This is a genomic window from Synechococcus sp. MIT S9507 (assembly GCF_047304715.1).
Taxonomy (GTDB): Bacteria; Cyanobacteriota; Cyanobacteriia; order PCC-6307; family Cyanobiaceae; genus Synechococcus_C.
In genome coordinates this window covers 2,022,200-2,043,056 of the sequence record NZ_CP138970.1, presented here as the reverse complement: position 1 = coordinate 2,043,056, position 20,857 = coordinate 2,022,200, and the positions used below count along the sequence as shown (strand labels likewise).

Genomic DNA, 20,857 nt, shown 5'->3' with positions numbered 1-20,857 from the left:
ATCAGGAGCACTTCTGATCGGATTCATGACACGAGCCACGCGACTCATCAAAAAGCTCGACAGGTTGCTCAGCGAGCACGACAGCTTTGGCGATAGCCCGGAATCCTGTGTGGATGAGATGGTTGACAAGCTCAGCGATCTGATCAAGGCCATACAAGAGAAAAACAAGCAAGAGCACTGGGCCTCGATCTACGTGGAACGTGACCGCGCTCGCATCAAGACAGCTGTGCTCAACAAAGTGATGGATCGCAGTTCGCAGTGAATCCAGAACAACTAACCCTGATCAAGCTTCAGCCCTCCTGGCGTCAATAATCCGTGCCAGCTGAAGCATGTATCCAGCCGTACACCAGCGGCCATGGCTGCGAGCACGGTTTTCAATGTCTGAACGAATCTCAGCGGTTTCAGCCATCAGCAGGTCAAGTTCAATCTGTGGCAACTCATAAAGCTCCTGAAGTTCAACCTCGCGCCCAAGCAGGTGGCTGCGAAACCACTTTCTCGCCTGTTCCTGGAGTGGAATCTCTTGCGTCATTCAACTTGACCATCAAAGGCCATTCTGACCAATTCAGCCATTTCCAGGCTTGATTGAGCTGGATTGAACAACTTGCTTTCTGAGCAGCAACGCGTTTTAGTGCTGAAGTCAAACATCAATGGAACGCGTTCTGAAAAACCACTGGCTTTCACTCGCCATCGCAGCGTTTTCTCTCAGTGGCCTGCTTTGGCTTGAGCTGATCGCAGCTTAAACACCTGAATTTTTCCTCTCAAAGTTGACAAACAACCCATAGAGATATCGAGGAGTTCAGCGCCCAAGAAGGCAACAGCTAAAAACAATCAATCAGCAAAAACCAGGGAAAACCGGGCAATAAAACAGTGATGTGATGCAAACAGCTTATAGCTAGATCATCATGCAATCAAAGAGGTTCGTCAGGCCCTGGAAGAGGCTTTCTACTCTTTCTTTGAGGCAATAATGATTTTAAAGCACCGATCATATCATTTGTTCTAGAAACGAAGATAAAACTTCCAAGAAAAAAAATTGCAGCAATTGCAAAAACAGTGGACGTAAGCACATCCAGTTCGAGATTTCCGATCACAATTCCAATCATGTTCGACGCGATTAAATGACGCAACATTACACTGAATCAACAGTAACCACACCACCTCATCAGGGCAATAACAACACACAGAACAGAGGCCTTGTTCCAGAAAACCACAGGACTAATTCGGCAATACAAGGACTGGTTCAGCCTATTCGCTGTATAGACAAAGAACACTCGTCAGCAAGCCAATGAACCTGCACAATCGATCCACAGTGCATTCTGGCTGAAAGTTGATGTCGCCCAACCAGAGAACTTGTCACAGGACTGGATGTCTCTGGATTGTTGGCGGTTAAGGTGAGCCTGTCTTCAGTCACGCTCCAGGGATTACCCGAAGCTCAAATGCGATCATCACTACTGCTTCTGCTTGCTCTTCTCGTGGCACCTGCCGCAGCACTTGCTCAGAAAAAAATCCCAAAAGCCCAGGGACACGACCAGTGCCCTCTCGGATACGTCAATACACTTGGCACGACTTGTGTTTCACCGATTTACTATGAGGTTGAACCCACTAACGGAAAAGCCTGTAAAGAAGGGTGGATGAATGTTGGCGCTGGCTATTGCAGAAAAAAATGAGCTGCGATCCAATATCGATCCTGCAGACACCGCATCGGCACAATCAAGAGACCATTGCTAGAGATCCATTAACAGCAACGATGTAGCAATAAAACGTCTCCCAGAAGCCATTCTGCTGTTGGCAGCTGGGATGTTCTCTATGGCGGGGCTATGCGCCAGCGCAAAACCCCGCCCAATTTCAGAGTGCGAGCAAAAACTAATTGGGCAATGATTCAATATCATCGACAAAGATATCGATGATGATTTATACGAGTTTGAAGCAATCAGGAATAATCAAAAGCGGGAAATCAAAATAGATACGAATTGCAATGTTCTCCTGAAGCGTATTGACAACTAGCAATATGGATTGTTTGCAGGGAGCAAAGCTTAATTGAATGCATTCACGGCAAAATCACATCAATCCCAAAGCGTGAAACAAACCTCTGCTTACAAATACAAGCATACAAACAGAGGTGAATGCCACGAGATTAATTGCAGCAATATCGAATATCAGAGGGCTTCGCTCAGCCTGAACTGATCCACCTCTGGAAAATGCCTGGTTGATATCGTCCCAGTAAGCGAGAACGAATCCTTTCTTGGCGGTCAGGCTTCCAGAACTGGCCAAAATCTGACTTTGACCCTGGCTGGCACGTTGCTGGCGATCGATCTTCTCAGCCTCGCGCCTGAAGGCGTTCTGGAACCAGTTGACATGGCTGAAGAACCCCACAGTGAACCAGAAAATCAGCGAAACACCGATTAACGCACTGAGCATCACCATGCTGAAAAGACCCTGTGGACATGAACTAACAAACCATCATCCGCTTAATGCAAGGACCACAAGTGACACATGAATCAAACAGAAAGGTCATTTGAAGGAACATGCGGCTAAGAGCACATTTCGAACAAAGTGGTCAATCAATTGCTACTCTTGCGCGTCATTGCCTAGGTTTAACCCGCGGATTCTTGCACTGAGGTCGCTCAGGACTTTCCGGTTGGTAACTGTGCTCGATAATCGTCAGCAACTACATCCAGAAGACCTAAAACATACCGATCACTGGCTCCGATTTCAGATTGAAGAGTCTGCAAAATCACACGAATATCTTCAATCGCAACATTAATCTGGTTTTCAAGTTGAGAGACGCTTGGCTGCCATTCTTCGGTGAAAGAGGTTGCAGAGGCGATTTTCAGATTTGCCGAATCCTGATGTTTTGGAGGCATGGAGCTTCGTCGTGGTGCCTGGGAATTTCGAGCTTGGTAGGCCATGGCAATCGTTTTAAAAAGCTTTCCATCTGAACGGAAGGAAGACTGTCAAATAGCCAACCAACAGAACGTTCAAAGAAGACGAAGCAGAGCGAACAGATCAGCACAACCGAAGCTGAACGAAATCATCCGAAAGCAGCTAGCGCGATTGCAAATCGATGCCTTTGAATCACAAAAAGAGCTGAGTCAATAAACTCATCGTCTTCGGCCCAAAACTTTTCTCTGCACCACACCCCCATTTTTTTGATAGAGAACAAGGCGATTTTCTTCCAAAGTATTGAAACTCAAAAGACCTTTGGAGCGATATTGTCGATTAAATGGGACGACCCAGGATGTTCCCATAGCCATGACATAAATCAGCTCCTGCTGATCATCGCTAATGCAAAAGCGTACCTCCGAATCCTTATAAACACCTACATCACTGACAAAATCAGCTTTGAAGTAGTCACAGCCCTGAGCTCGTTGAAACTCATCTTTGATATTGGCCAGCGCATGGCTTCCGCAGCTGATTCCGAGCAGCGCCAGAAAACCGATCCCGGGGACACGCTTCACAACAAACCATGGAACGACAACAGCAGCATGACATGACGCTTCACAGCTGCGATGCGAGTCGGACTCAGGCCGTGAAAAGGACATAACCATCGTCAGCACGGCAAGGAGATGGGATTTCAATCGCTACTTGAGCTTGATCTGATCAATACATCTTGCTTTAAGCAATGGACTAATTTTTTCCCATTACCGAGTGAATCCTTGTCAACACGCCACTTCGGAGAATCTGAAGAAGCGACTCCGGGATTCATTGATCCCGTGTTTCTCCAACATGCCGAGGCCAGAGTTGGGCCTTGGTGGGAAGCTCGAATTCGCGACCTGATAAGGCAGGATTGCACTGAAGAAGCAGGAGCTCTGTTCAGAGAGTTCGAGACACCTGAAAAGGGCTTCTAATCTTGACTATTGATCTCTGCTGAAGCAATAGCTTTGTATGGTCACAAACAGATCAATTGCTGTCAGGGAAAGAGGCTTGCCAAGTGGACTGGATAAGTTCATGATGGCGTTACCTACAAAGACGCTTGATGAGCAACCGTATTGTTCGTGCTCACAAGAAATTAATTATCAAAATACAACAAAAAACGGGTCTTTCTGATTATCAAATCCTGTGGATCACTTTCGCCAAAGGCGTACTAACAGGAATCTTGCTCACTATTCTTTTAGCTTGAATAAGCCCACAGAGTTTTATGTTTCCACAAAAAACAAATCAACAATGTCATCAACCAAAAGAAACGACCAACAAAGATCTCTAACTTACACTGAAATGATGAACGAAGGCAGGCAGACCAAAAGAGCTAGTCAACAGCAAAATGATGCTGAGCTTCAAGACCGAGTAGAAGAGCTAGAAAGAAAGGTGGAACATCTTCAGAAAGTAATCCAACGACAGATTCGACTCGGCAGACTATCCGAGTAAACAGCAAGCATTCAGAAAGGAGCCTGAGTACCAGTTCATCACAACATAAAATTTGACTTCGCACGAATTTATGCGAAGCCAAATCCACAAATTCAGTTATTCAAAAGATTGGAGATCTGAAACTAGCTACGACTTTGAAGAGCGCATATTCAGACTCAGACAATCGAGACTGTCATACGTTTCAACACCAGTCACTGGATTGACGCCAGCAGCTCTTGAGCACATCTCCTCCCGCTGAGGAGCATCAATAATTGCACCGGAAAAGTCTGCTCCATCAATCGTTGTTGCCATGAAAAAGCTCTTTGTTAAAACGGCATCTCTGAAATTCACATTTGTGAGATTAGCTTCTTCAAAATGTGTGGCGTAGGCGATACTTCCTTCAAGATTGGCTCCCTCAAGATCTGCTCGCTTGAGTGTTGCCACACTGAAGAGAGCACCTCTCAGATCAAGACCAGACAAGTCGTAGTTGGCGAGATCGTATTTAACGAATTCCTTGGTGATCGGCTTTCCATCCTCATCTCGCTCGTAGAAGGGAAATTTTTCCTTGAAAGCCTCTGTAGCCTGGTCACTTCCCTGAAGACTTCGATCAAGACCAAGATCAGGAAGACCCCCTCCACTCGGATAAATCGCAAAAGCTTTCGAGGGGAGAACCAGCAGCGAGCAGAATAGAATCACTGCAAGTGAGCAAAACAATTGCCGAGCAATGCGCTCAATGGAATTCATTTCACAAACCCTTTATTGAAAAACTTAAGACAAGCAAGTACAGCACTTTGACAACATGACCCGCCGAGACGCAACAAATTGCTCAACGACAGGGGAAAAATCTAACTGACCTTGATCTCATTGATCGTCTCAGCGAGTCCGAGATGAATAAGCAAAAACTAGTTGCTAAGTAGAATTTTCACAGAGTTCTCTGCCGAAATTGGAAGACCAAACTCAAGCTCTACTTGCAGAACTCATTCGACAAGCATTGATACGAATTCATAGCGGGGAGGCAGGCGCAGACTCTGCCCTTTATAGGGCTATTTACACTCTGCAAGAGCAAAATATTATTGAAAATATTGCATCTACCTTGCAGTAAACTGACTCAAGTGAGCTTTTTTGTTTAATTAAACCAAACACTCTGAATTGAGAGCTGGCATAATTTTCTAGCTTGATGAATTCTTCGCGCTACCCAATTAAATAAATATAACCTGTAACTAAATACATTGAAAACCAAATCAATGCTGAGAAATAAACAGCAGCAAAAACAAATTCTTCAAGAAATTCGAATGAGTCCATGCGTCAATAAAGGGTTGCTCTACGAATGAACTGCATCGCAGCAAGGGCGCCTAAGAAAAACACCGTAGGGATACCCAACGCATTGACAGCCAGAGTCCTAACGGTGAATACAGGGTAGCCACCATCTTTCCTTTTAAAGGGTGCTAGTGGGCTGTCAATCCACTCTTTGCGATTCTGAATTGAGGGAACTCCAAAAAATTGCTTACCCCAGACAAGAATTTCCCATCTGGTGAGCCAGAACGCTGTGCTGATCACAGAAAAAGCTATTGGTGATGTAACCAAAAGAATTTTGTAATTGAACACAGCAAAAACTTTGTTTTAAACACATTAAGAAGGAGCATTGCCCAAGAGGTATTGATTGATGCACAATTTTGAATTCAATGTTTCAAAGTCGTCGAGTCATTTTTATCGATCAAATCAATGCGAACCAGGTGACTTTTAAATGCACTTAAGCCTCATTTGGTGCAAGCAAGTGGTCTGATTTGATAGCCATTCACACTATTTGCAACAGCAACGCCAATCTTGATATTGAGATCAGCAGCATATAGACATTTTCTGGCTCGTAATTTTACAAATCTTCGATACAGATGATTCAGGCCTGCAGCATGCTGCAGTAAAAATACGACATTTTTTAAAGAAAAATATTAGTTAATTGACAACTACGAAATTTTTGGTGATTTCCCGAGAGGAGAAGGTCAATATCAATATCCCTCCTGCTCTGCACATTCAGGCCATACGAGCTTTGACTTGGCCAATGCAGAACGAGTCACCATGGACAACACGCTTGTGTGTGGTCCTGACCCTGGGCTGGCCAACATCCTGTTGGCCCATGGTGCTGGAGCCGGCATTGGAAGCCCCTTTATGCAGCAGATGGCTGAAGGCCTTGCGGCGAACGCATGGCAGGTGATCCGGTTCGAATTTCCCTACATGACCAAGCAACGCACAAGCGGCCGCAAAACACCGCCGAACAGAGCCGACATCCTTCTGGAGTGTTTTGACAACCAGGTGAAGTCTCTACCCACCAACCAACCACTGATCATCGGAGGAAAATCCATGGGAGGAAGAATCGCCAGCATGCTGGCGAGTGAGCTGTGGAGCAATAACAGAATTCTGGGATGCATCTGTCTTGGCTATCCCTTTCACCCTCTTGGCAAACCGGAAAAAGTACGCATTGGGCACTTACAGAATCTGCAAACACCAAACCTGATTGTTCAGGGAGAACGTGATCCGATGGGCAGAAAAGAGGACATGGTGAACTACGCACTCTCAGAACGGTTGCAACCCTCCTGGATTCCCGATGGTGATCACAGCTTCAAACCAAGAAAACGTTCAGGCCACAGTGAACTAGCCATTCTGCATCTGGCTGTGCAACAGATGCATGACTTCCTGAGCAAGCTGTTGCTGCTTCGTTGATCTCTCTGTATAGGGTTAACCCAGATGGGTGAATCCAACAGAGATCCTGATGCTCCCTCCATCAGGTCTGGTTGCCCCCGAGCATGTCGTCGTACCCCTCATAGGGGTTGTATTCAGCCCATCCAGGACTGGCCTGATCCATCAAATCAAATTCACCGTCGACCATATCGGCACGGGTGTTTCCGTAAGGAACGGTGTTACAGGTGATCCCGCCACCGGCAACAGGCTGGCAATCGTCGAAACGCACTTGTGCCCGAACAGAACTGAAAAGTGCTGAGCTGATCGAGACCAGCGCGGCAAGATTCACCAGAAACACTCGCAAAACGCCTGATGCACCCCCCCCATTCTGGACGGAATGGTGAAATCTGATCAAAGGCCTGCACAAAGTCGCTCGCTGTCACGCAGCGTCTCAAAGGCTCTCTGACCACGTTGTTCAGCAAGCTGCACCATCACCACTTCCGCCTGCAGTCCGAGCAAAAGGGTCTGACAGGGATAGAGCTCGCGATCAGCGGCACGGCTCTGCATTGCTTCAGTGAGCACAAGAGCTTGATTACAGCTGGGCGCATGGGCACTGCGGAAACAGGCGATCAGAAGCGGACGCGCCCGATCCAAAGATGCTGCATGCACCGGCGCTGCAACGCTGCCGACTCCAACAGCAACGATTGCGAACATCAATGCCTTGAACCAGTCGTTCGAGAAGTGGCTGATCAAGAGATGGGACCGAGATCAACTGAAAGAATCAAAACACTCGAGCGATGATCGGATGTACACCGACTGGACCGCGGTCGCGCTTCTGCTGTTCACCGCTGTACCCCTTTTGGCTGTCGTGGCGGCGGCCACATTCTTTATCTGGCAGAAGCGGAAGTCTCCACTGTCTTGATCAATCCTCTATCGATCACCTCTGAAGGCTTCTCAATGCTCTCCCCAGGGGAGTGAGCGACGGTGAAAGATGTTGCCCGGGATGAAGAGACAGACTGGAGAACTCCTCTGCCCAGACAATCCTGACAAGTGCGGAAGCGCTGCTCGCTGATGCGTTTGATGCCACTGCCACCGCAGCTCGAGCAGATCGCCATGTCCACGCCGTCAAAACATCTTCAGTGTGGGAGCTGCGGGCGTCCGTGATCCCGAAGGCTTCCTTAAGAATCCTGATCTTCGAAGCAACTGCGCAACGGCACTGATCTGGCTCGCATCTCCTGCAACAGCTCGTCGACCGACAGAGAGCAGTGCTGGTCAACCAGCCCCAGAGAACCGGCGAGCCATCCCACCACCCTCTGCGGCGACCATTGCTGATCCTGAAGAGGTGCCAGCCCTGCTGCATGGTCTCGTTTGGAGAGCTTCTGTCCCTGTGCATCACAGAGCAGCGGTGTGTGTCGATAGCCAGGAGATTGCTCCTCCAACGATGCGATCACGGCCTGCTGGGCAATGCACACCACCTCCAGATCGGACCCCCGCACCACCTCTGTGATTCCCAGTGCCAGCTCATCCACCACTGTTGAAAGGTGATAGGCGATGAATCCATCAGAGCGGCGCAGAACCAAGTCGCCGCAGCGTGATTCATCCAAAGGATTCACTCTCAGCCTCCAGGCCGGCAATCGACCGTCCTGCAGGCCCCAGCCCCTGGCCATCTCTCGGCAAGTCCCTGGGTAGTGTTGGCCGGCACCAAGCTGACGACGCGTGCATCGGCAGGGATAGAGCAGCTGTTCATTTCTGAATGCGGAAAGACAGGCGTTGTAAAGAGCGAGGCGCTGGCTCTGCATGGTCACCGGACCATCCCAGTGCAGCCCAAGCCAGCGAAGATCCTCTAAAGCTGACTCAACTGCACCGACCCGGATGCGCGGGGTGTCGAGGTCATCAATCCGAAGCAACCATTCCCCTTCATTGAGCCGAGCCTGCAGCCAGGAGATCAGGGCCGTGCGCAAGTTACCCAGATGCAGTGGGCCCGAGGGAGTCGGAGCGAAACGACCCCTGTAGCCGCGCAGACGCAGTTGTCGCCCCCGCTCAAAAACAGCCCGAAGAGGATCAGGAAGATTCACACAAGAAAGGGTGGCCCCAAAGGACCACCCCGAACAACAGGTCCGGAGACGATCAGCCCTGAACGCGGTCCTTGAACATCTTGCCGGCGGTGAAGGCAGGAACGCGCTTGGCGGGAATCTTGATCTTCTCGCCGGTCTTGGGGTTCAGACCCTGGCGGGCAGAGCGCTCGCGAGGCTCGAAGGAACCGAAGCCGAGAATGGAGACTTTCTTGCCCTCCACAACGGAATCAATGATGGTTTCGATGGCGGCATCCACCACAAGGGAGACATCGGTCTTGGTGAGCTCGGTGCGGGCGGCAACCAGGTTGACGAGATCGGCTTTGTTCATTGAGTGGGGGAAAGTGGCGGAAGCGGTTGGATCGACGATGCGGAGGTCGACATCCGCACGGCTTCCCTGAGCGCGCTAATCGTATGGAGACAATCGCTGTGCGGCAACCGAAAAACACCGTGCCGCAATGCTTTCACCGAATCTTGTGTGGATCAGGGCGTGTCAAATGCTGCTTCTGTCTGCTGATTCCAGCTGTGGAAGGGGGCCAGATGGGCACCACGCAAAGCACCCAGCCCCGCTCCAGAAGCCAGTTCTGGAGCGGCTTCTGGGGGAAGCCAATGTCGTAGTCGATGCAGACTGCGCTGTTGCCGGGGCCAGTGAAAGGTGCGCCGATGCTGGAGAGGTGCCAGTTGATCCTTGTCGCATGGCACGAGCAAACGTCCGCAGAACAGCACATTCACAGGCTCCGGCGCATGCACAACCGCATGACCGGGAGTGGGGCCTGGCGTCCAGAGCAGTCGCAGACCCGAGCGCGTGACGGTCTCTTCGGAGAACGTTTCAAGCTGCTGAACGCCTGGCAGCAAATAGGCCTCCTGCTCCTGAACGAGCACAGGCCATGGCATGCGCTCCTGCAGGCGCCGGAGCCGTCCATGCCCCTCACGACTGGTGAGGAGGATGCGGGCACAACGGCCTTGCGAGAGGTCCCGCAGGGCTGCAAACGTGGCTTCGCTGAGCGGCGGACAGTCGATCAGAACGGGCTCAGGATCCACATCAAGCCACCAGGACGAGCCTCCGCGACAGTCTCGGTTGGGTGGAAAAACCCAGAGATCAGGCCGGATCTGCAAAGGCGGACGGCCTGGCTCCAGAGAGGAGGTCATCACAGACACGATGCATCACCGGAGCTGTCACTACTTTGAAGGCTTCACCTGCTCCCTGGGAGTGGATCTTTGAGCGCGATCCGGCAAGGCAGACCCTGGCCCCTTGGCAGCAGCATCACGGCCCATGGCGTGAATTTCTCGGTGGCAGCCCCAGGGGCCAACCGCGTGGAACTGCTGATTTTCGCCGCCGCAGAGGCCAGCAGCCCGGAACAGCTGATTGATCTGAGCGATGGGAACCACCGTTCCGGCGATTACTGGCATGTGGAGGTGGAGGGCCTGACAGCAGGTTGCTGCTATGGCTACCGGGTGTTCGGACCTCTCGCACCTGGAGGCCATGGATTCAGGCCCGCGAAGGTGCTGTTGGACCCCTGTGCTCGTGCCATCACGGGCTGGTCGGTCTACAAGCGCGAAGCCGCCACCGGTGCGTCACCAAACACCGACTGCTGTCTGAAGGGAGTGGTCTGCGAGCGGGACCACTTCGATTTCGATGCCCACCCCAGGCCACGGCACAGCTGGCAACAGACCGTGATCTACGAGCTGCATGCGGGCGGCTTCACCCGTCGCAGGGACAGCAACGTGGCCCAGGATCGACAGGGGAGTCTGCTGGGCGTGATCGACAAGATCCCCTACCTCAAGCAGTTGGGCATCACCACGCTCGAACTGCTCCCCGTACAGGCATTTGATCCGCAGGATGCACCGCCGGGGCGAGACAACGTCTGGGGTTACAGCCCGCTGAGTTGGTTTGCGCCGCATCAGGGATACATCAGCGGCGACGACCCGCTGCAGGCCAGGGCGCAGATGCGTGAACTGGTGGCGGCCTGTCACGACGCCGGCCTGGAGGTGTTGCTCGATGTTGTCTACAACCACACCACCGAAGGCAATGTGGCTGGGCCCACACTGAGCTGGCGTGGCTTCGCCGATCTCACTTACTACCACCAGAACGACAAAGGTGACTACCTAGACGTGAGTGGCTGCGGCAACACCATTGCCGCCCATCAGCCGCTCAGCAGGGAACTGATCCTGGAATCGCTGCGCTGCTGGGCAGTGGAGCTGGGTGTGGACGGCTTCCGCTTTGATCTCGGCATTGCGCTGAGCCGGGGCGAAGGACTGAAGCCGTTGGATCAGCCCGCACTGTTTGAGGCGATGGAGGCCGACCCGCTGCTCAGCGATCTCAAACTCGTCAGCGAACCCTGGGATTGCGGTGGTCTTTATCGACTGAATGATTTCCCAGCCAAGCGCATCGGGACCTGGAACGGCCGCTTCCGTGATGCCGTGCGCAGCTTCTGGAAAGGCGACGACGACAGCACCTGGTCGATGGCACAGCGTCTGCGCAGCAGCCCTGACCTGTACAACGGCAGGCCCGCGAGTCTGGGTCGCTCCGTGAATCTGCTCACGGCCCACGACGGTTTCACGCTGATGGATCTGGTCAGCTTCAACAGCAAACACAACCTTGCCAACGGTGAGGACAACCGCGACGGAGAAAATCACAACAACAGCTGGAACCACGGCGTTGAGGGTCCCAGCAGTGACCATGCCATCAACTCCCTGCGCAAACGCCAGCAACGCAACATGCTGAGCACACTGCTGCTTGCACGCGGCGTGCCCATGCTGTTGATGGGCGACGAGGTGGGTCGCAGCCAGGGAGGCAACAACAACACCTGGTGCCAGGACACCCCACTCAGCTGGATGATCTGGTCGAAAGAACACTGCGACGGAGAGTTGCTCACCTTCGTGCGGCGACTGCTGAAACTGCGCTCACAGCTGACCGAACTGTTGAATCCGGCGGTTGGTCACAGTGAACAGCCGCATCGCCGCAGCAGTGATCCCGATGGCTTGTGGCGCCAGTGGCACGGTGTGCAACTGGGCAAACCCGACTGGGCCAGCTGGTCCCACTGCCTGGCGATGAGCGTGCACCGAGGCAAACGGGGAGCCGTGCTCTGGGCTGGCTTCAACGCTTACTACAAGGGCATGCACTTCGATCTGCCGAAGCCGGCATCTCCCTGGCACCGCCTGATCGACACAGCACGTCCCGCAGGTGAAGACCTTCCCGAGACACCTGAACCCTGGAGTGCTGATGGAGTTCCGCTCGAAGCAAGAAGCCTGGTGGTGATGGTGGCTCGCGAGTACACCAGCGACCTGAGGGTCTGAGCGGCGAAACCTCAGCTCTCTCAAGCTTGAAATCGAAGCGGGCGGCGGGAATCGAACCCGCATCATCAGCTTGGAAGGCTGAGGTTTTACCACTAAACTACGCCCGCACAGAAACATCTGTACCAACGCCTTGAGAGGCGTGATCGCAGGTGTTGTGCGCATTCATTATGGCGGTCCGTCTGCCCCTCCCTGCTTGATGAGCTCCAGCACCCTTCCCGGGGGATCCCGCCGCCGCCTGATGGTCGCCTACGGACTGGGTGATGCAGGCACAGGACTGGCTGCGACGCAGCTTGGCTTTTACCTGTTCCCGTTCTTCACCTGTGCCGCCGGGCTTCCGGCGATCATCGCCGGCTCATTGCTCACGGTGATCAAAGTCTGGGATGCCATCAACGATCCATTGATCGGCTGGATGAGTGATCACACCCAGAGCCGCTGGGGACCACGCATTCCCTGGATGCTCGGTGCAGCACTCCCCCTGGGAATCACGCTCGCGGCGATGTGGTGGGTCCCAGACGGCAACACCTTTCAGCGCACCACTTACTACGTGGTGATGGCCGTCCTGTTGATGTCGTCCTACACCAGCGTCAATTTGCCTTATGCGGCACTTTCCACGGAGCTGACCACCAGCACGGCGATTCGCACCAGGCTCAATGCTGCCCGTTTCACGGGCTCGATTCTCGCCGGGCTCAGCGGTCTGATTGTCGCCTCCATCGTTTTGACCGACGGCGCCGATGGCTATCTGCGGATGGGGCAGATCACCGGCAGCATCGCCGCCCTGGCGACACTGTGCTGTTGCTGGGGCCTCGCACCCTTCGCCAAGCGTGCTCAGCGACCAAGCAACCAGGCTGAACCCGCTCTGGAACAGTTCAGGAGGATCCGCTCCAATCCGCGCTTTCTGATGGTTCTCGGGCTGTACCTGCTGCTGTGGTTCGGGCTGCAATTGATGCAGGTGGTCGCCCTGATCTGGCTGGTCCAGGTGGTGAGAGTCCCCCCCGACCTTTCCACCTGGATTCTGCTGCCCTTCCAGCTGAGCGCTCTGTTCGGCCTGCAACTCTGGAGCCTGCTCTCCAATCGCAAAGGCAGGCTGGTTGCGCTGCGCTGGGGAGCTGGAATCTGGATTCTGGCCTGCCTGCTCTCGATGGTCTTCCCGCCCATGCAGAACGGAGGCACCACGGCAGAGCTGATTCCCTTGATTGGCCTGATCATGCTGGTGGGCCTGGGAGCAGCCACCGCCTATCTGATCCCCTGGTCGCTGCTGCCGGATGCGATTGATGCCGATCCAACCCATCCGGCCGGCCTCTATACGGCCTGGATGGTGTTTGGCCAGAAGCTGATCATCGGCATCAGCATGAGTGTGTTCGGCGCACTGCTTTCACTCACCGGTTACATCTCCACCGAAATCTGCGATGGCGCTCTCAGCTTCATCGAACAGCCCCAGAATGCTCTTCTCGCCATTCGCATGAGCATGGGCCTGATACCAGCCAGCATGGTCCTGCTCGGTCTGATGGTGACCCGAAACTGGCCCGATCGCGGAGCCCATCTGCAACGCGCATGACCTCCTTCCGATTCAGAACTCAGTTGAAATCGCCACGCTGGCTGAACAGGCTGGGCAGCAGCCTGATCATCGGCGGACAGGCGGTGACGGCAACGGCCAAAGGGAGGATCAACACCGTTGACCTGCTCGATCAGCTCCAGGAAGCCGGGCCCGGCAGTTTTCTGATTGTGGTGATCACGGCACTAGCTGCCGGCACGGTGTTCAACATTCAGGTCGCCAAGGAACTGAGCAACATGGGGGCCAGCACCACGGTTGGCGGCGTTCTGGCGATTGGCCTGGCTCGTGAAATCGCACCCCTGCTCACGGCCACGCTGCTCACGGGAAAGGTGGCCACCGCCTACGCGGCCCAGCTGGGAACCATGAAGGTGACCGAACAGGTCGACGCCATCACCATGTTGCGCACTGACCCCGTGGAATATCTGGTCGTTCCACGCCTGATCGCCATGGTGGTGATGGCTCCGGTGCAGTGCCTGTTGTTTTTTGCGGTGGCGCTCCTGGGAGGCCAGATCAGCAGCACGGAGATCTATCAGATCCCACCTGCTGTGTTCTGGAATTCAGCACGCACCTGGCTCGTCCCGGATGACCTCCCCTTCATGTTGGTGAAGGCTCTGGTCTTTGGAGTTCAGATCGCCGTGCTGGCCTGTGGCTGGGGCATGACCACCCAGGGTGGACCGAAAGAGGTGGGCACCAGCACCACAGGCGCGGTGGTGATGATCCTGGTGACCGTGGCTCTGATGGACGTCCTCTTAACTCAAATCCTCTTTGGAGGCTGAAGCCTCCTCCTGAAACCATGACCGCAACATCCTCCGGGTCAGAGCAAGACACTGTGAGCATCAGCCCCAGCCCGCGACTGGCGCTGCTGATCATTCTGTTCAGTGCCTGCCTGCTGCCCCTGCCCTTGAGCCCATGGCCCACAGCGGTTGTGGGACTCTTCGGTGTGTTTTTGCTGGTGCAGACCTACAGCCTGCGTCTTGAATTCACCGCTGACACGCTTGTGGTGTGGCGAGGACAACAGGAGCTGCGCCGGTTTCCCTACGCCGAATGGCAGAGCTGGCGTCTGTTTGCCCCCTGGCTGCCAGGACTGTTCTATTTCCGCGAAGTCAAGAGCATCCACTTCCTGCCGATTCTCTTCAAGCCCGCTGAGCTGCGCCAGCAGCTGGAACAGCGGGTGGGTTCCCTGGAGACTCCCAAGCCCTGAACAAGCGACATCGCCCTCTTAGCGCCTGGGCAAGATCACAGAATCATCAAGAGAACGCAACGAGAACGTTGTGTTCGGGCCATGAACCCGGCGATCCGCTGAAATGAGTTCAGGACAAGTCGACCATGCCTGACGACAACGATCTGCCACTCGAAGAGGCGCCGCAGGCCCCAGCGGCGCCCAGTGAGGAATCCATCGCCGCAGGTGATGACCAAGAGCCTGCGCCGGAAACGCTGATCCGGCTGGCCTTGATCGATCTCCAGTCGCGGCGCGACAACCTGCAACAGGAGATCGAAGCTCTCCAACAGCGCAAGGAGCAGCTGGATCAGGAGATGGCTGCAAGCTTTGCTGGCCAGTCCGATGCGATCGCCAGACGAGTCAAAGGGTTTCAGGAGTATCTGGGTGGGGCCCTGCAGGGGCTGGCACAGTCGGTGGAAACGTTGGAGCTGGTGGCCCAGCCGGTGGTGGTGAAGCCGTCACCACTGGATGCGCAGGCCGCTGAAGCCGCCGCTGAACAGGCGATGGCCAACGCCAGCGGCGCTCCCGCTCTGGCCGACACCTTCCGCCCCGATGAGGAGCTGATTCGCAGCAACCTCAAACGTTTTCTGGAGCAGCCCGACTTCTACGCAGAGCCCTGGAAACTGCGCCGCAGCCTGGACGACAGCGACATTGCTCTGCTTGAAGACTGGTTTTTCAATCAGGGAGGCAGGGGAGCTCAGGCCAGTCGCGGCAGTCGACCTCGCAATGTGCTGGTTGGGGCGGCCCTGATCGCAGTCATCGGCGAGCTTTACGGCGATCAGTTCCAGACCCTGGTTTTGGCAGGACAGCCCGAACGCCTCGGCGACTGGAGACGAGGCCTGCAGGATGCTCTGGGCCTGGGTCGGGAGGATTTCGGTCCGAGCAGCGGCATCGTTCTGTTTGAACGTGGAGATGCCCTTGTGGAGCGGGCGGACCGACTTGAGGAACGCGGTGAAGTTCCCCTGATCCTGATCGACGCAGCGGAACGGGTGGTGGACATCCCCGTGCTTCAGTTTCCGCTCTGGCTGGCTTTTGCAGCCGGCCCAGGCGAAACCTACGACTACGACGAAGACCTGCTCTGATGCCCCTCCTCACGCTGCTGCTGGGCTATCTGCTCGGCTCGATTCCAAGCGGCTTCCTGGCCGGCCAATGGTGCAAGGGCATTGACCTGCGCACGATCGGCTCCGGCTCCACCGGCGCCACCAATGTGCTGCGCAATGTGGGCAAAGGGCCTGCTCTGGCTGTGTTTTTTGTTGACGTGGCCAAAGGAGCTGCAGCGGTGCTGCTGGCCAGAAGCCTCAACCCGACATCGGCGCTGATCGACTGGATTCAGGTGCTGGCAGGTCTTGCGGCCCTCGCCGGCCACATCTGGCCGGTGTGGCTCGGGTTCAAGGGAGGCAAAGCGGTGGCCACTGGCTTTGGCATGTTTCTCGGCCTGGCCTGGCCGGTGGGACTGGCCTGCTTCGGCATGTTCATGGCGGTGTTCAGCATCAGCCGGATCGTGTCGCTGGCAAGCGTGGTGGCCGCGGTGAGCCTGCCACTGCTGATGGCCGCCGGTTCAGACAGCAACGCCAATCTGGTGGTAGCCCTGGTGGCAATGTTGCTGGTGCTCTGGCGACACCGCAGCAACATCCAGCGACTGATCAACGGCACAGAACCGCAGGTAGGGCAGAAGCCTTGAGTGCGGCGGCCTGAATCGCCCTTCTAACCCTGATCGCCCAGGTGGAGAGCGCAGGCCGAACACGGGTGCTGCTGCTGGATGACTGCCAGAATGGACTGGAGGGCTTTTACGCTCCTGCACGCAATCGCATCGGCCTCTGCGGCAACATCCATAGCAGCGATGTGACACTCATTAGAACGCTGATGCATGAGGCGACGCACCGGCTGCAACACTTCCGCCAACAGGAACTGGCCGCGCAACTGGATGCCGAGCAGCACATGAACGCCCTGGAAGAGCAGGCCAGCACGTCGGATGCCCATCGATTTAAAAACCTCTGTCAGTTGAACAGACCATTGCAAGGATGCTGAGCAGAGGTCACAAACCGCTGATGAGCGAGTCTGAATTCGTCTCGATCAATCCAGCCAGCGGCAATGAACTGGCCAGGCATCCAGCACTAAGTCCCGCTGAAACGCAGGAGAAAATTCTGTGCTGCCATCAGGCCTTTTTGAAATGGCAGAAGTCCTCAGCCCAGGATCGCGCCAGTGCTCTGCTGGCCATTGCCACGCAGCTCGAAGAGGATCGCGAGCAACTGGCTTGCCTGATCACCCAGGAGATGGGAAAGCCCTTGCGTGAATCAAGGTCTGAGCTCGATAAATGTGCCTGGGTCTGCCGCCACTTCGCCGCAATGGGGCAGCAGTATCTCCATGAGGACGGCATAGAACTTGATCAATCCCGCGCCGATGTGATTGCAAGCCCCCTGGGGTTGATCTTCGCGGTCATGCCCTGGAACTTTCCGTTCTGGCAGGTGTTCCGTGCACTGGCGCCGGCCTTGATGGTTGGAAACACCCTGGTTCTCAAAGGAGCCTCCAACGTGCCCGGCTGCAGTCAGGCCATTGAAACGTTGGTGCGTCAAGCCGGTCTCCCCGACCACGTGGTCTGCAACCTGGCCATCAGAGCGGCTGACACCGAAAAGGTCATCGCCAACCCCCTTGTCCGGGGTGTGACGCTCACCGGCAGCGAAGCTGCAGGACGGGCTGTGGCGGCTCTGGCAGGCAGACATCTCAAAAAATGTGTTCTCGAACTTGGCGGACAGGACCCCCTACATCATTTTGGAGGATGCAGACGTCGCACTCGCCTCACAAAAATGTGTCCAGAGCAGGATGCTCTGCTCTGGACAGGTTTGCATTGCTGCCAAACGGTTGATCGTCGTCGAATCGGTGTACGACGCTTTTCGCAGTGCAGTGCTGCAGAGGCTGGAGTCGGTTCATTCCGGCGATCCAATGGATGAACAGTGCTCACTGGGGCCCCTTGCACGCCGTGATCTCCGTGATCAGGTCCATCGCCAGGTGCAGGCCAGTCTTGGAAAGGGATGTGAACTGATCCAAGGAGGGATGATTCCCGATCAACCCGGTTGGTGGTACCCGGCCACTGTTCTCGACAACGTTCAACCGGGCAGCGTTGTTTTTGACGATGAAGTGTTCGGTCCGGTGGTGAGCCTTGTGCGGGCAAAAGATGAAACGGAAGCCATCGCGCTGGCGAACATGAGCCGTTTCGGACTCGGTGCAGCCATCTTTTCAGCGAACCGCAGTCGTGCCCTTGCTCTGGCTTCTCAACAGCTCCAGGCAGGCTCGATCGCCATTAACGATTTTGTGAAAAGTGATCCAAGGGTTCCATTCGGGGGTTGCAAAGACAGTGGCTTCGGACGCGAACTCGGGAAACTTGGAATTCACGAGTTCGTGAACTTCAAAAGCATCGTGATGGCTGACTGAATGTTGTTGATTCGGGGGTTGTCTGCCAACTCCAGTTCCACCCACCAGGCCGGGGCACCGCCCTCAGCCGCACTGCTACTGAGGCGTTTACGAATCCGGCAGTGCTGCCAGCGCAGAGATATGGGTGGATGCATGGCGGTCGGACTTTGGCGTTCAGTGCTGCGTCATCAACCGAAGCCTCAGCATCCTGAACCAAATCGGCCTCCATTAATGACTCGCCAACACAGGCCTATTCCTGATGCGGAATGCACCTGGTCTGCGAGGCCGGCTGAGCTTCAGGTTCTGAGCTCGACGCAACAGGCTGCAAATGCCGCACAGGGATCCGCGGCCTTAGTGATCGGCCTGCCGATCACCAGCTGGCTTGCCCCCGCTGCAATCGCCTCTGCGGGCCCCATCACCCTGGCCTGATCCCCAACAGCAGCGCCCCTCGGGCGAATACCCGGCGTGACCAGGGCGAAAGGCTCGGGGTGTTGCTCCCGCAGTGCCGCGGCCTCAAGCGGTGAGCAGACACATCCACCAATGCCGGCGGTTGCCGACAGCTGCGCCAACGCCGGCACACGCTCGGCAATACCTTGAACAATGGCGAGTTCACGTTGCAAACGCTGCTCCTCCCAGCTGGTAAGCACCGTCACCGCCAGCAGGGTGGGCACCGTCAATCCCGTGCTTTGCGCCCCCTCCGCCGCCGCGGCCTGGGCCGCCTGCAGTGCTTCGCTTCCGGCGCAGGCATGCACGGTGATTAATTCAGCCCCCAGCGCCGCTGCCCTCCGGCAGGCACCAGCCATCGTGGCGGGGATGTCGTGGAATTTGAGATCGAGAAACACCCGCAGGCCCTGCTCCCGCAGCTGGCCAAGGATCCCGGGCCCCGCCTGCACGAACAGCTCCAGGCCCACTTTCACCCAGCGCAAGCCCTCCACCTGCACTGCAAAGCCAAGGGCCTGATCCGGTGCCATGCCGTCGAGAGCCACAATGATCCGATCGGCGGGATGGATCGCCATCAGCCCACCAGCCTGCGGAAGGTCTTCTTGCCCAGCTGCAGCACCTTGCCTTCCAGTTCCGTCGCCGAGGCGAACTCCTGATTGGGATCGGTGATCTTCTCTCCCTCCAGCCGAGCGGCACCACCCTTGATCTGACGCCGGGCCTCGCTGCTGCTGGCACAGATACCCACGGCACTGAGCAGATAGAACGCCTTGGCCGGAAAGTTCACCCGCGCAAGAGAGACCTCGGGCACATCGGCACTGGCGTCACCGCCGCTGCTTACCAGGGTGGCCGCATCGCTCTGCGCCTTTTGGGCTGCTTCCAGGCCATGGCGGCTGGCCGTCACAGCCAGAGCCATCGCCTTCTGCTTCTCCCGCGGATTCTCAGGCAATGCCGCCAGATCAAGATCGGTCAGCAACGTCAGGTAGTCGTTGATCGCCGCATCGCCGACCTTCTCCAGCTTGGAGTACATCGAAAGCGGATCCTCATCCAGGCCCACCACGTTGCCGAGGCTCTTGCTCATCTTCTGAACACCATCCAGCCCCACCAGGATCGGCAGCAGCAGGCCGAACTGGGTACGCTTGTCGAAATGACGCTGCAGGTCGCGGCCCATGGCCACGTTGAACTTCTGATCGGTTCCCCCCAGCTCCACATCGGCGTTCACCGACACGGAGTCGTATCCCTGCAGCAGGGGGTAGAGGAATTCATGCAGGGCAATTGGGGTGCCACTGCCATAGCGCTTGGAGAAGTCATCCTTGGCCAGCATCTGGCCCACGGTGCCCGTCCCCAGCAGGCCGATGATCTGGGGCAGATCCAGACCTGCGAGCCATTCGCTGTTACGGCGCACCTCCAGGCGACCAGGGGTCTCAAAATCGAGCAGTGCCGTCTGCTTCGGCTGGCCCTGACCCAGCTGTGCCAGGTAGGTGGCGGCATTGGCCTCAACCTCTTCAGCGCTGAGCTGCACCCGTGTGGCGCTTTTGCCGGTGGGATCACCGATGCGGGCGGTGAAGTCGCCAATGATCAACACCGCCGTGTGCCCCGCATCCTGGAAAGCCCGCAGCTTGCGGAACAGGATGCTGTGGCCGAGATGGATGTTGCTGCCGGTGGGATCAATTCCCAGCTTGATGCGCAGGGGGCTGCCTTCGGTTTCCGCCTGTTTCAGGCGAGCCGCCAGAGACTGATCGGCGTCATCTCCCTCCCCGGCTGGGAACAGATCAGCCATGCCACGCGACAACCAGACCGGCAGTGACGGTGTCGAGGCCATGGGGGGGCGGAGCGATTGCGGGCTGAATCGTACGG

Annotated in this window: 24 protein-coding genes, 1 tRNA gene and 1 pseudogene; 12 read left to right on the top strand and 14 right to left on the bottom strand. The window is 55.7% G+C overall.

Features of this window, described 5'->3' with window-relative positions:
* Window positions 1-25: 25 nt before the first annotated feature.
* On the top strand, window positions 26-262 hold the full coding sequence (locus SIB83_RS10685) for a hypothetical protein (protein WP_413405730.1): 237 nt from the start codon (window positions 26-28) through the stop codon (window positions 260-262).
* 21 nt (window positions 263-283) lie between these two features.
* Here the strand turns inward: SIB83_RS10685 and SIB83_RS10680 are convergent, their stop codons facing one another.
* Window positions 284-529 carry a hypothetical protein gene (locus SIB83_RS10680; RefSeq protein WP_413405728.1) on the bottom strand — a complete coding sequence of 82 codons (246 nt, stop codon included), beginning with the start codon at window positions 527-529 and terminating at the stop codon, window positions 284-286.
* A 904-nt stretch (window positions 530-1,433) separates the two neighbouring features.
* Here SIB83_RS10680 and SIB83_RS10675 point away from each other — a divergent pair.
* Window positions 1,434-1,664, top strand: a complete 231-nt coding sequence (locus tag SIB83_RS10675) for a hypothetical protein (RefSeq protein ID WP_413406307.1) — start codon at window positions 1,434-1,436, stop codon at window positions 1,662-1,664.
* A 391-nt stretch (window positions 1,665-2,055) separates the two neighbouring features.
* On the opposite strand, the gene SIB83_RS10670 is transcribed toward SIB83_RS10675, so the two are convergent.
* From SIB83_RS10670 to psbF, 5 genes are all read right to left on the bottom strand, one after another.
* Window positions 2,056-2,421, bottom strand: coding sequence for a hypothetical protein (locus SIB83_RS10670; RefSeq protein ID WP_413405722.1), 366 nt, complete (start codon window positions 2,419-2,421; stop codon window positions 2,056-2,058).
* Between the two features lie 200 nt (window positions 2,422-2,621).
* On the bottom strand, window positions 2,622-2,861 hold the full coding sequence (locus SIB83_RS10665) for a hypothetical protein (RefSeq protein ID WP_413745791.1): 240 nt from the start codon (window positions 2,859-2,861) through the stop codon (window positions 2,622-2,624).
* Between the two features lie 237 nt (window positions 2,862-3,098).
* Window positions 3,099-3,575, bottom strand: a complete 477-nt coding sequence (locus tag SIB83_RS10660) for a hypothetical protein (protein ID WP_413745790.1) — start codon at window positions 3,573-3,575, stop codon at window positions 3,099-3,101.
* A 913-nt stretch (window positions 3,576-4,488) separates the two neighbouring features.
* Complete coding sequence (locus tag SIB83_RS10655) at window positions 4,489-5,085, bottom strand: pentapeptide repeat-containing protein (protein WP_413405715.1); 597 nt, start codon at window positions 5,083-5,085, stop codon at window positions 4,489-4,491.
* Window positions 5,086-5,646: 561 nt separating this feature from the next.
* On the bottom strand, window positions 5,647-5,946 hold the full coding sequence (psbF, locus tag SIB83_RS10650; RefSeq protein ID WP_413405713.1) for a cytochrome b559 subunit beta: 300 nt from the start codon (window positions 5,944-5,946) through the stop codon (window positions 5,647-5,649).
* Between the two features lie 468 nt (window positions 5,947-6,414).
* Here psbF and SIB83_RS10645 point away from each other — a divergent pair, with 468 nt between their 5' ends.
* A complete protein-coding gene (locus tag SIB83_RS10645) occupies window positions 6,415-7,056 on the top strand; it encodes an alpha/beta fold hydrolase (RefSeq protein ID WP_413745789.1) in 642 nt (213 codons plus the stop codon).
* Window positions 7,057-7,117: 61 nt separating this feature from the next.
* Here the strand turns inward: SIB83_RS10645 and SIB83_RS10640 are convergent, their stop codons facing one another.
* The 5 genes from SIB83_RS10640 to SIB83_RS10620 all read right to left on the bottom strand — a co-directional run bounded on the left by SIB83_RS10640 (window position 7,118) and on the right by SIB83_RS10620 (window position 10,235).
* The gene (locus tag SIB83_RS10640) at window positions 7,118-7,363 is read right to left on the bottom strand and encodes a lactate dehydrogenase (protein WP_413745788.1); all 246 of its coding nucleotides are present in this window, start codon (window positions 7,361-7,363) and stop codon (window positions 7,118-7,120) included.
* A gap of 62 nt (window positions 7,364-7,425) precedes the next feature.
* Window positions 7,426-7,728: a hypothetical protein gene (locus tag SIB83_RS10635; protein WP_413405707.1), complete on the bottom strand. Its 303-nt coding sequence runs from the start codon at window positions 7,726-7,728 to the stop codon at window positions 7,426-7,428.
* A 464-nt stretch (window positions 7,729-8,192) separates the two neighbouring features.
* Window positions 8,193-9,089: a tRNA glutamyl-Q(34) synthetase GluQRS gene (gene gluQRS / locus SIB83_RS10630; RefSeq protein ID WP_413745787.1), complete on the bottom strand. Its 897-nt coding sequence runs from the start codon at window positions 9,087-9,089 to the stop codon at window positions 8,193-8,195.
* Window positions 9,090-9,141: 52 nt separating this feature from the next.
* Window positions 9,142-9,417, bottom strand: coding sequence for an HU family DNA-binding protein (locus SIB83_RS10625; RefSeq protein WP_006043393.1), 276 nt, complete (start codon window positions 9,415-9,417; stop codon window positions 9,142-9,144).
* A 152-nt stretch (window positions 9,418-9,569) separates the two neighbouring features.
* Window positions 9,570-10,235, bottom strand: a complete 666-nt coding sequence (locus SIB83_RS10620) for an MBL fold metallo-hydrolase (RefSeq protein ID WP_413745786.1) — start codon at window positions 10,233-10,235, stop codon at window positions 9,570-9,572.
* Between the two features lie 69 nt (window positions 10,236-10,304).
* Here SIB83_RS10620 and SIB83_RS10615 point away from each other — a divergent pair, with 69 nt between their 5' ends.
* Window positions 10,305-12,383, top strand: a complete 2,079-nt coding sequence (locus tag SIB83_RS10615; RefSeq protein ID WP_413745785.1) for a glycogen debranching protein — start codon at window positions 10,305-10,307, stop codon at window positions 12,381-12,383.
* A gap of 36 nt (window positions 12,384-12,419) precedes the next feature.
* Here SIB83_RS10615 and SIB83_RS10610 read toward each other — a convergent pair.
* Window positions 12,420-12,490: transfer RNA gene (locus SIB83_RS10610), tRNA-Gly, on the bottom strand.
* An 89-nt stretch (window positions 12,491-12,579) separates the two neighbouring features.
* Between SIB83_RS10610 and SIB83_RS10605 the strand changes: the two genes are divergently transcribed.
* The 8 genes and pseudogenes from SIB83_RS10605 (at window position 12,580) to SIB83_RS10570 (ending at window position 18,583) form a co-directional block, all read left to right on the top strand.
* Window positions 12,580-13,938, top strand: a complete 1,359-nt coding sequence (locus SIB83_RS10605) for an MFS transporter (RefSeq protein WP_413745784.1) — start codon at window positions 12,580-12,582, stop codon at window positions 13,936-13,938.
* Between the two features lie 23 nt (window positions 13,939-13,961).
* Complete coding sequence (locus tag SIB83_RS10600; protein WP_413406305.1) at window positions 13,962-14,711, top strand: MlaE family ABC transporter permease; 750 nt, start codon at window positions 13,962-13,964, stop codon at window positions 14,709-14,711.
* A 17-nt stretch (window positions 14,712-14,728) separates the two neighbouring features.
* A complete protein-coding gene (locus SIB83_RS10595; RefSeq protein WP_413745783.1) occupies window positions 14,729-15,136 on the top strand; it encodes a DUF3119 family protein in 408 nt (135 codons plus the stop codon).
* Between the two features lie 125 nt (window positions 15,137-15,261).
* Window positions 15,262-16,236 (top strand): DUF3086 domain-containing protein, encoded by a 975-nt coding sequence (locus tag SIB83_RS10590; RefSeq protein ID WP_413405693.1) that lies wholly within the window; start codon window positions 15,262-15,264, stop codon window positions 16,234-16,236.
* Entirely contained in the window at window positions 16,236-16,835 is a 600-nt protein-coding gene (plsY, locus tag SIB83_RS10585; protein WP_413405690.1) for a glycerol-3-phosphate 1-O-acyltransferase PlsY, read from the top strand. Before SIB83_RS10590 ends, plsY begins: the two co-directional genes overlap by 1 nt.
* A 41-nt stretch (window positions 16,836-16,876) precedes the next feature.
* A complete protein-coding gene (locus SIB83_RS10580; RefSeq protein ID WP_413745782.1) occupies window positions 16,877-17,182 on the top strand; it encodes a hypothetical protein in 306 nt (101 codons plus the stop codon).
* A pseudogene (locus SIB83_RS10575) lies at window positions 17,176-17,856 on the top strand (aldehyde dehydrogenase family protein); the annotation flags it as partial. The gene SIB83_RS10580 and the pseudogene SIB83_RS10575, both read left to right, overlap by 7 nt.
* A 118-nt stretch (window positions 17,857-17,974) precedes the next feature.
* Window positions 17,975-18,583 (top strand): aldehyde dehydrogenase family protein, encoded by a 609-nt coding sequence (locus tag SIB83_RS10570; RefSeq protein WP_413745781.1) that lies wholly within the window; start codon window positions 17,975-17,977, stop codon window positions 18,581-18,583.
* 275 nt (window positions 18,584-18,858) lie between these two features.
* Here SIB83_RS10570 and pyrF read toward each other — a convergent pair whose 3' ends face one another.
* Together pyrF and tyrS are read right to left on the bottom strand one after the other, a co-directional pair.
* Window positions 18,859-19,578: an orotidine-5'-phosphate decarboxylase gene (gene pyrF, locus SIB83_RS10565; RefSeq protein WP_413745780.1), complete on the bottom strand. Its 720-nt coding sequence runs from the start codon at window positions 19,576-19,578 to the stop codon at window positions 18,859-18,861.
* A complete protein-coding gene (gene tyrS, locus SIB83_RS10560; protein ID WP_413745779.1) occupies window positions 19,578-20,822 on the bottom strand; it encodes a tyrosine--tRNA ligase in 1,245 nt (414 codons plus the stop codon). The genes pyrF and tyrS overlap by 1 nt, the downstream gene beginning before the upstream one ends.
* Window positions 20,823-20,857: the final 35 nt, after the last annotated feature.

What these genes read in the sequence shown, in the direction of transcription:
- SIB83_RS10685 (WP_413405730.1), top strand. Translation starts at nt 26, where the DNA reads ATGACACGAGCCACGCGACTCATCAAAAAGCTCGACAGGTTGCTCAGC.
- SIB83_RS10680 (WP_413405728.1), bottom strand. Translation starts at nt 529, where the DNA reads ATGACGCAAGAGATTCCACTCCAGGAACAGGCGAGAAAGTGGTTTCGC.
- SIB83_RS10675 (WP_413406307.1), top strand. Translation starts at nt 1,434, where the DNA reads ATGCGATCATCACTACTGCTTCTGCTTGCTCTTCTCGTGGCACCTGCC.
- SIB83_RS10670 (WP_413405722.1), bottom strand. Translation starts at nt 2,421, where the DNA reads ATGGTGATGCTCAGTGCGTTAATCGGTGTTTCGCTGATTTTCTGGTTC.
- SIB83_RS10665 (WP_413745791.1), bottom strand. Translation starts at nt 2,861, where the DNA reads ATGCCTCCAAAACATCAGGATTCGGCAAATCTGAAAATCGCCTCTGCA.
- SIB83_RS10655 (WP_413405715.1), bottom strand. Translation starts at nt 5,085, where the DNA reads ATGAATTCCATTGAGCGCATTGCTCGGCAATTGTTTTGCTCACTTGCA.
- SIB83_RS10645 (WP_413745789.1), top strand. Translation starts at nt 6,415, where the DNA reads ATGGACAACACGCTTGTGTGTGGTCCTGACCCTGGGCTGGCCAACATC.
- SIB83_RS10635 (WP_413405707.1), bottom strand. Translation starts at nt 7,728, where the DNA reads ATGTTCGCAATCGTTGCTGTTGGAGTCGGCAGCGTTGCAGCGCCGGTG.
- SIB83_RS10625 (WP_006043393.1), bottom strand. Translation starts at nt 9,417, where the DNA reads ATGAACAAAGCCGATCTCGTCAACCTGGTTGCCGCCCGCACCGAGCTC.
- SIB83_RS10620 (WP_413745786.1), bottom strand. Translation starts at nt 10,235, where the DNA reads ATGACCTCCTCTCTGGAGCCAGGCCGTCCGCCTTTGCAGATCCGGCCT.
- SIB83_RS10605 (WP_413745784.1), top strand. Translation starts at nt 12,580, where the DNA reads ATGAGCTCCAGCACCCTTCCCGGGGGATCCCGCCGCCGCCTGATGGTC.
- SIB83_RS10595 (WP_413745783.1), top strand. Translation starts at nt 14,729, where the DNA reads ATGACCGCAACATCCTCCGGGTCAGAGCAAGACACTGTGAGCATCAGC.
- SIB83_RS10590 (WP_413405693.1), top strand. Translation starts at nt 15,262, where the DNA reads ATGCCTGACGACAACGATCTGCCACTCGAAGAGGCGCCGCAGGCCCCA.
- plsY (WP_413405690.1), top strand. Translation starts at nt 16,236, where the DNA reads ATGCCCCTCCTCACGCTGCTGCTGGGCTATCTGCTCGGCTCGATTCCA.
- SIB83_RS10570 (WP_413745781.1), top strand. Translation starts at nt 17,975, where the DNA reads ATGCTCTGCTCTGGACAGGTTTGCATTGCTGCCAAACGGTTGATCGTC.
- pyrF (WP_413745780.1), bottom strand. Translation starts at nt 19,578, where the DNA reads ATGGCGATCCATCCCGCCGATCGGATCATTGTGGCTCTCGACGGCATG.
- tyrS (WP_413745779.1), bottom strand. Translation starts at nt 20,822, where the DNA reads ATGGCCTCGACACCGTCACTGCCGGTCTGGTTGTCGCGTGGCATGGCT.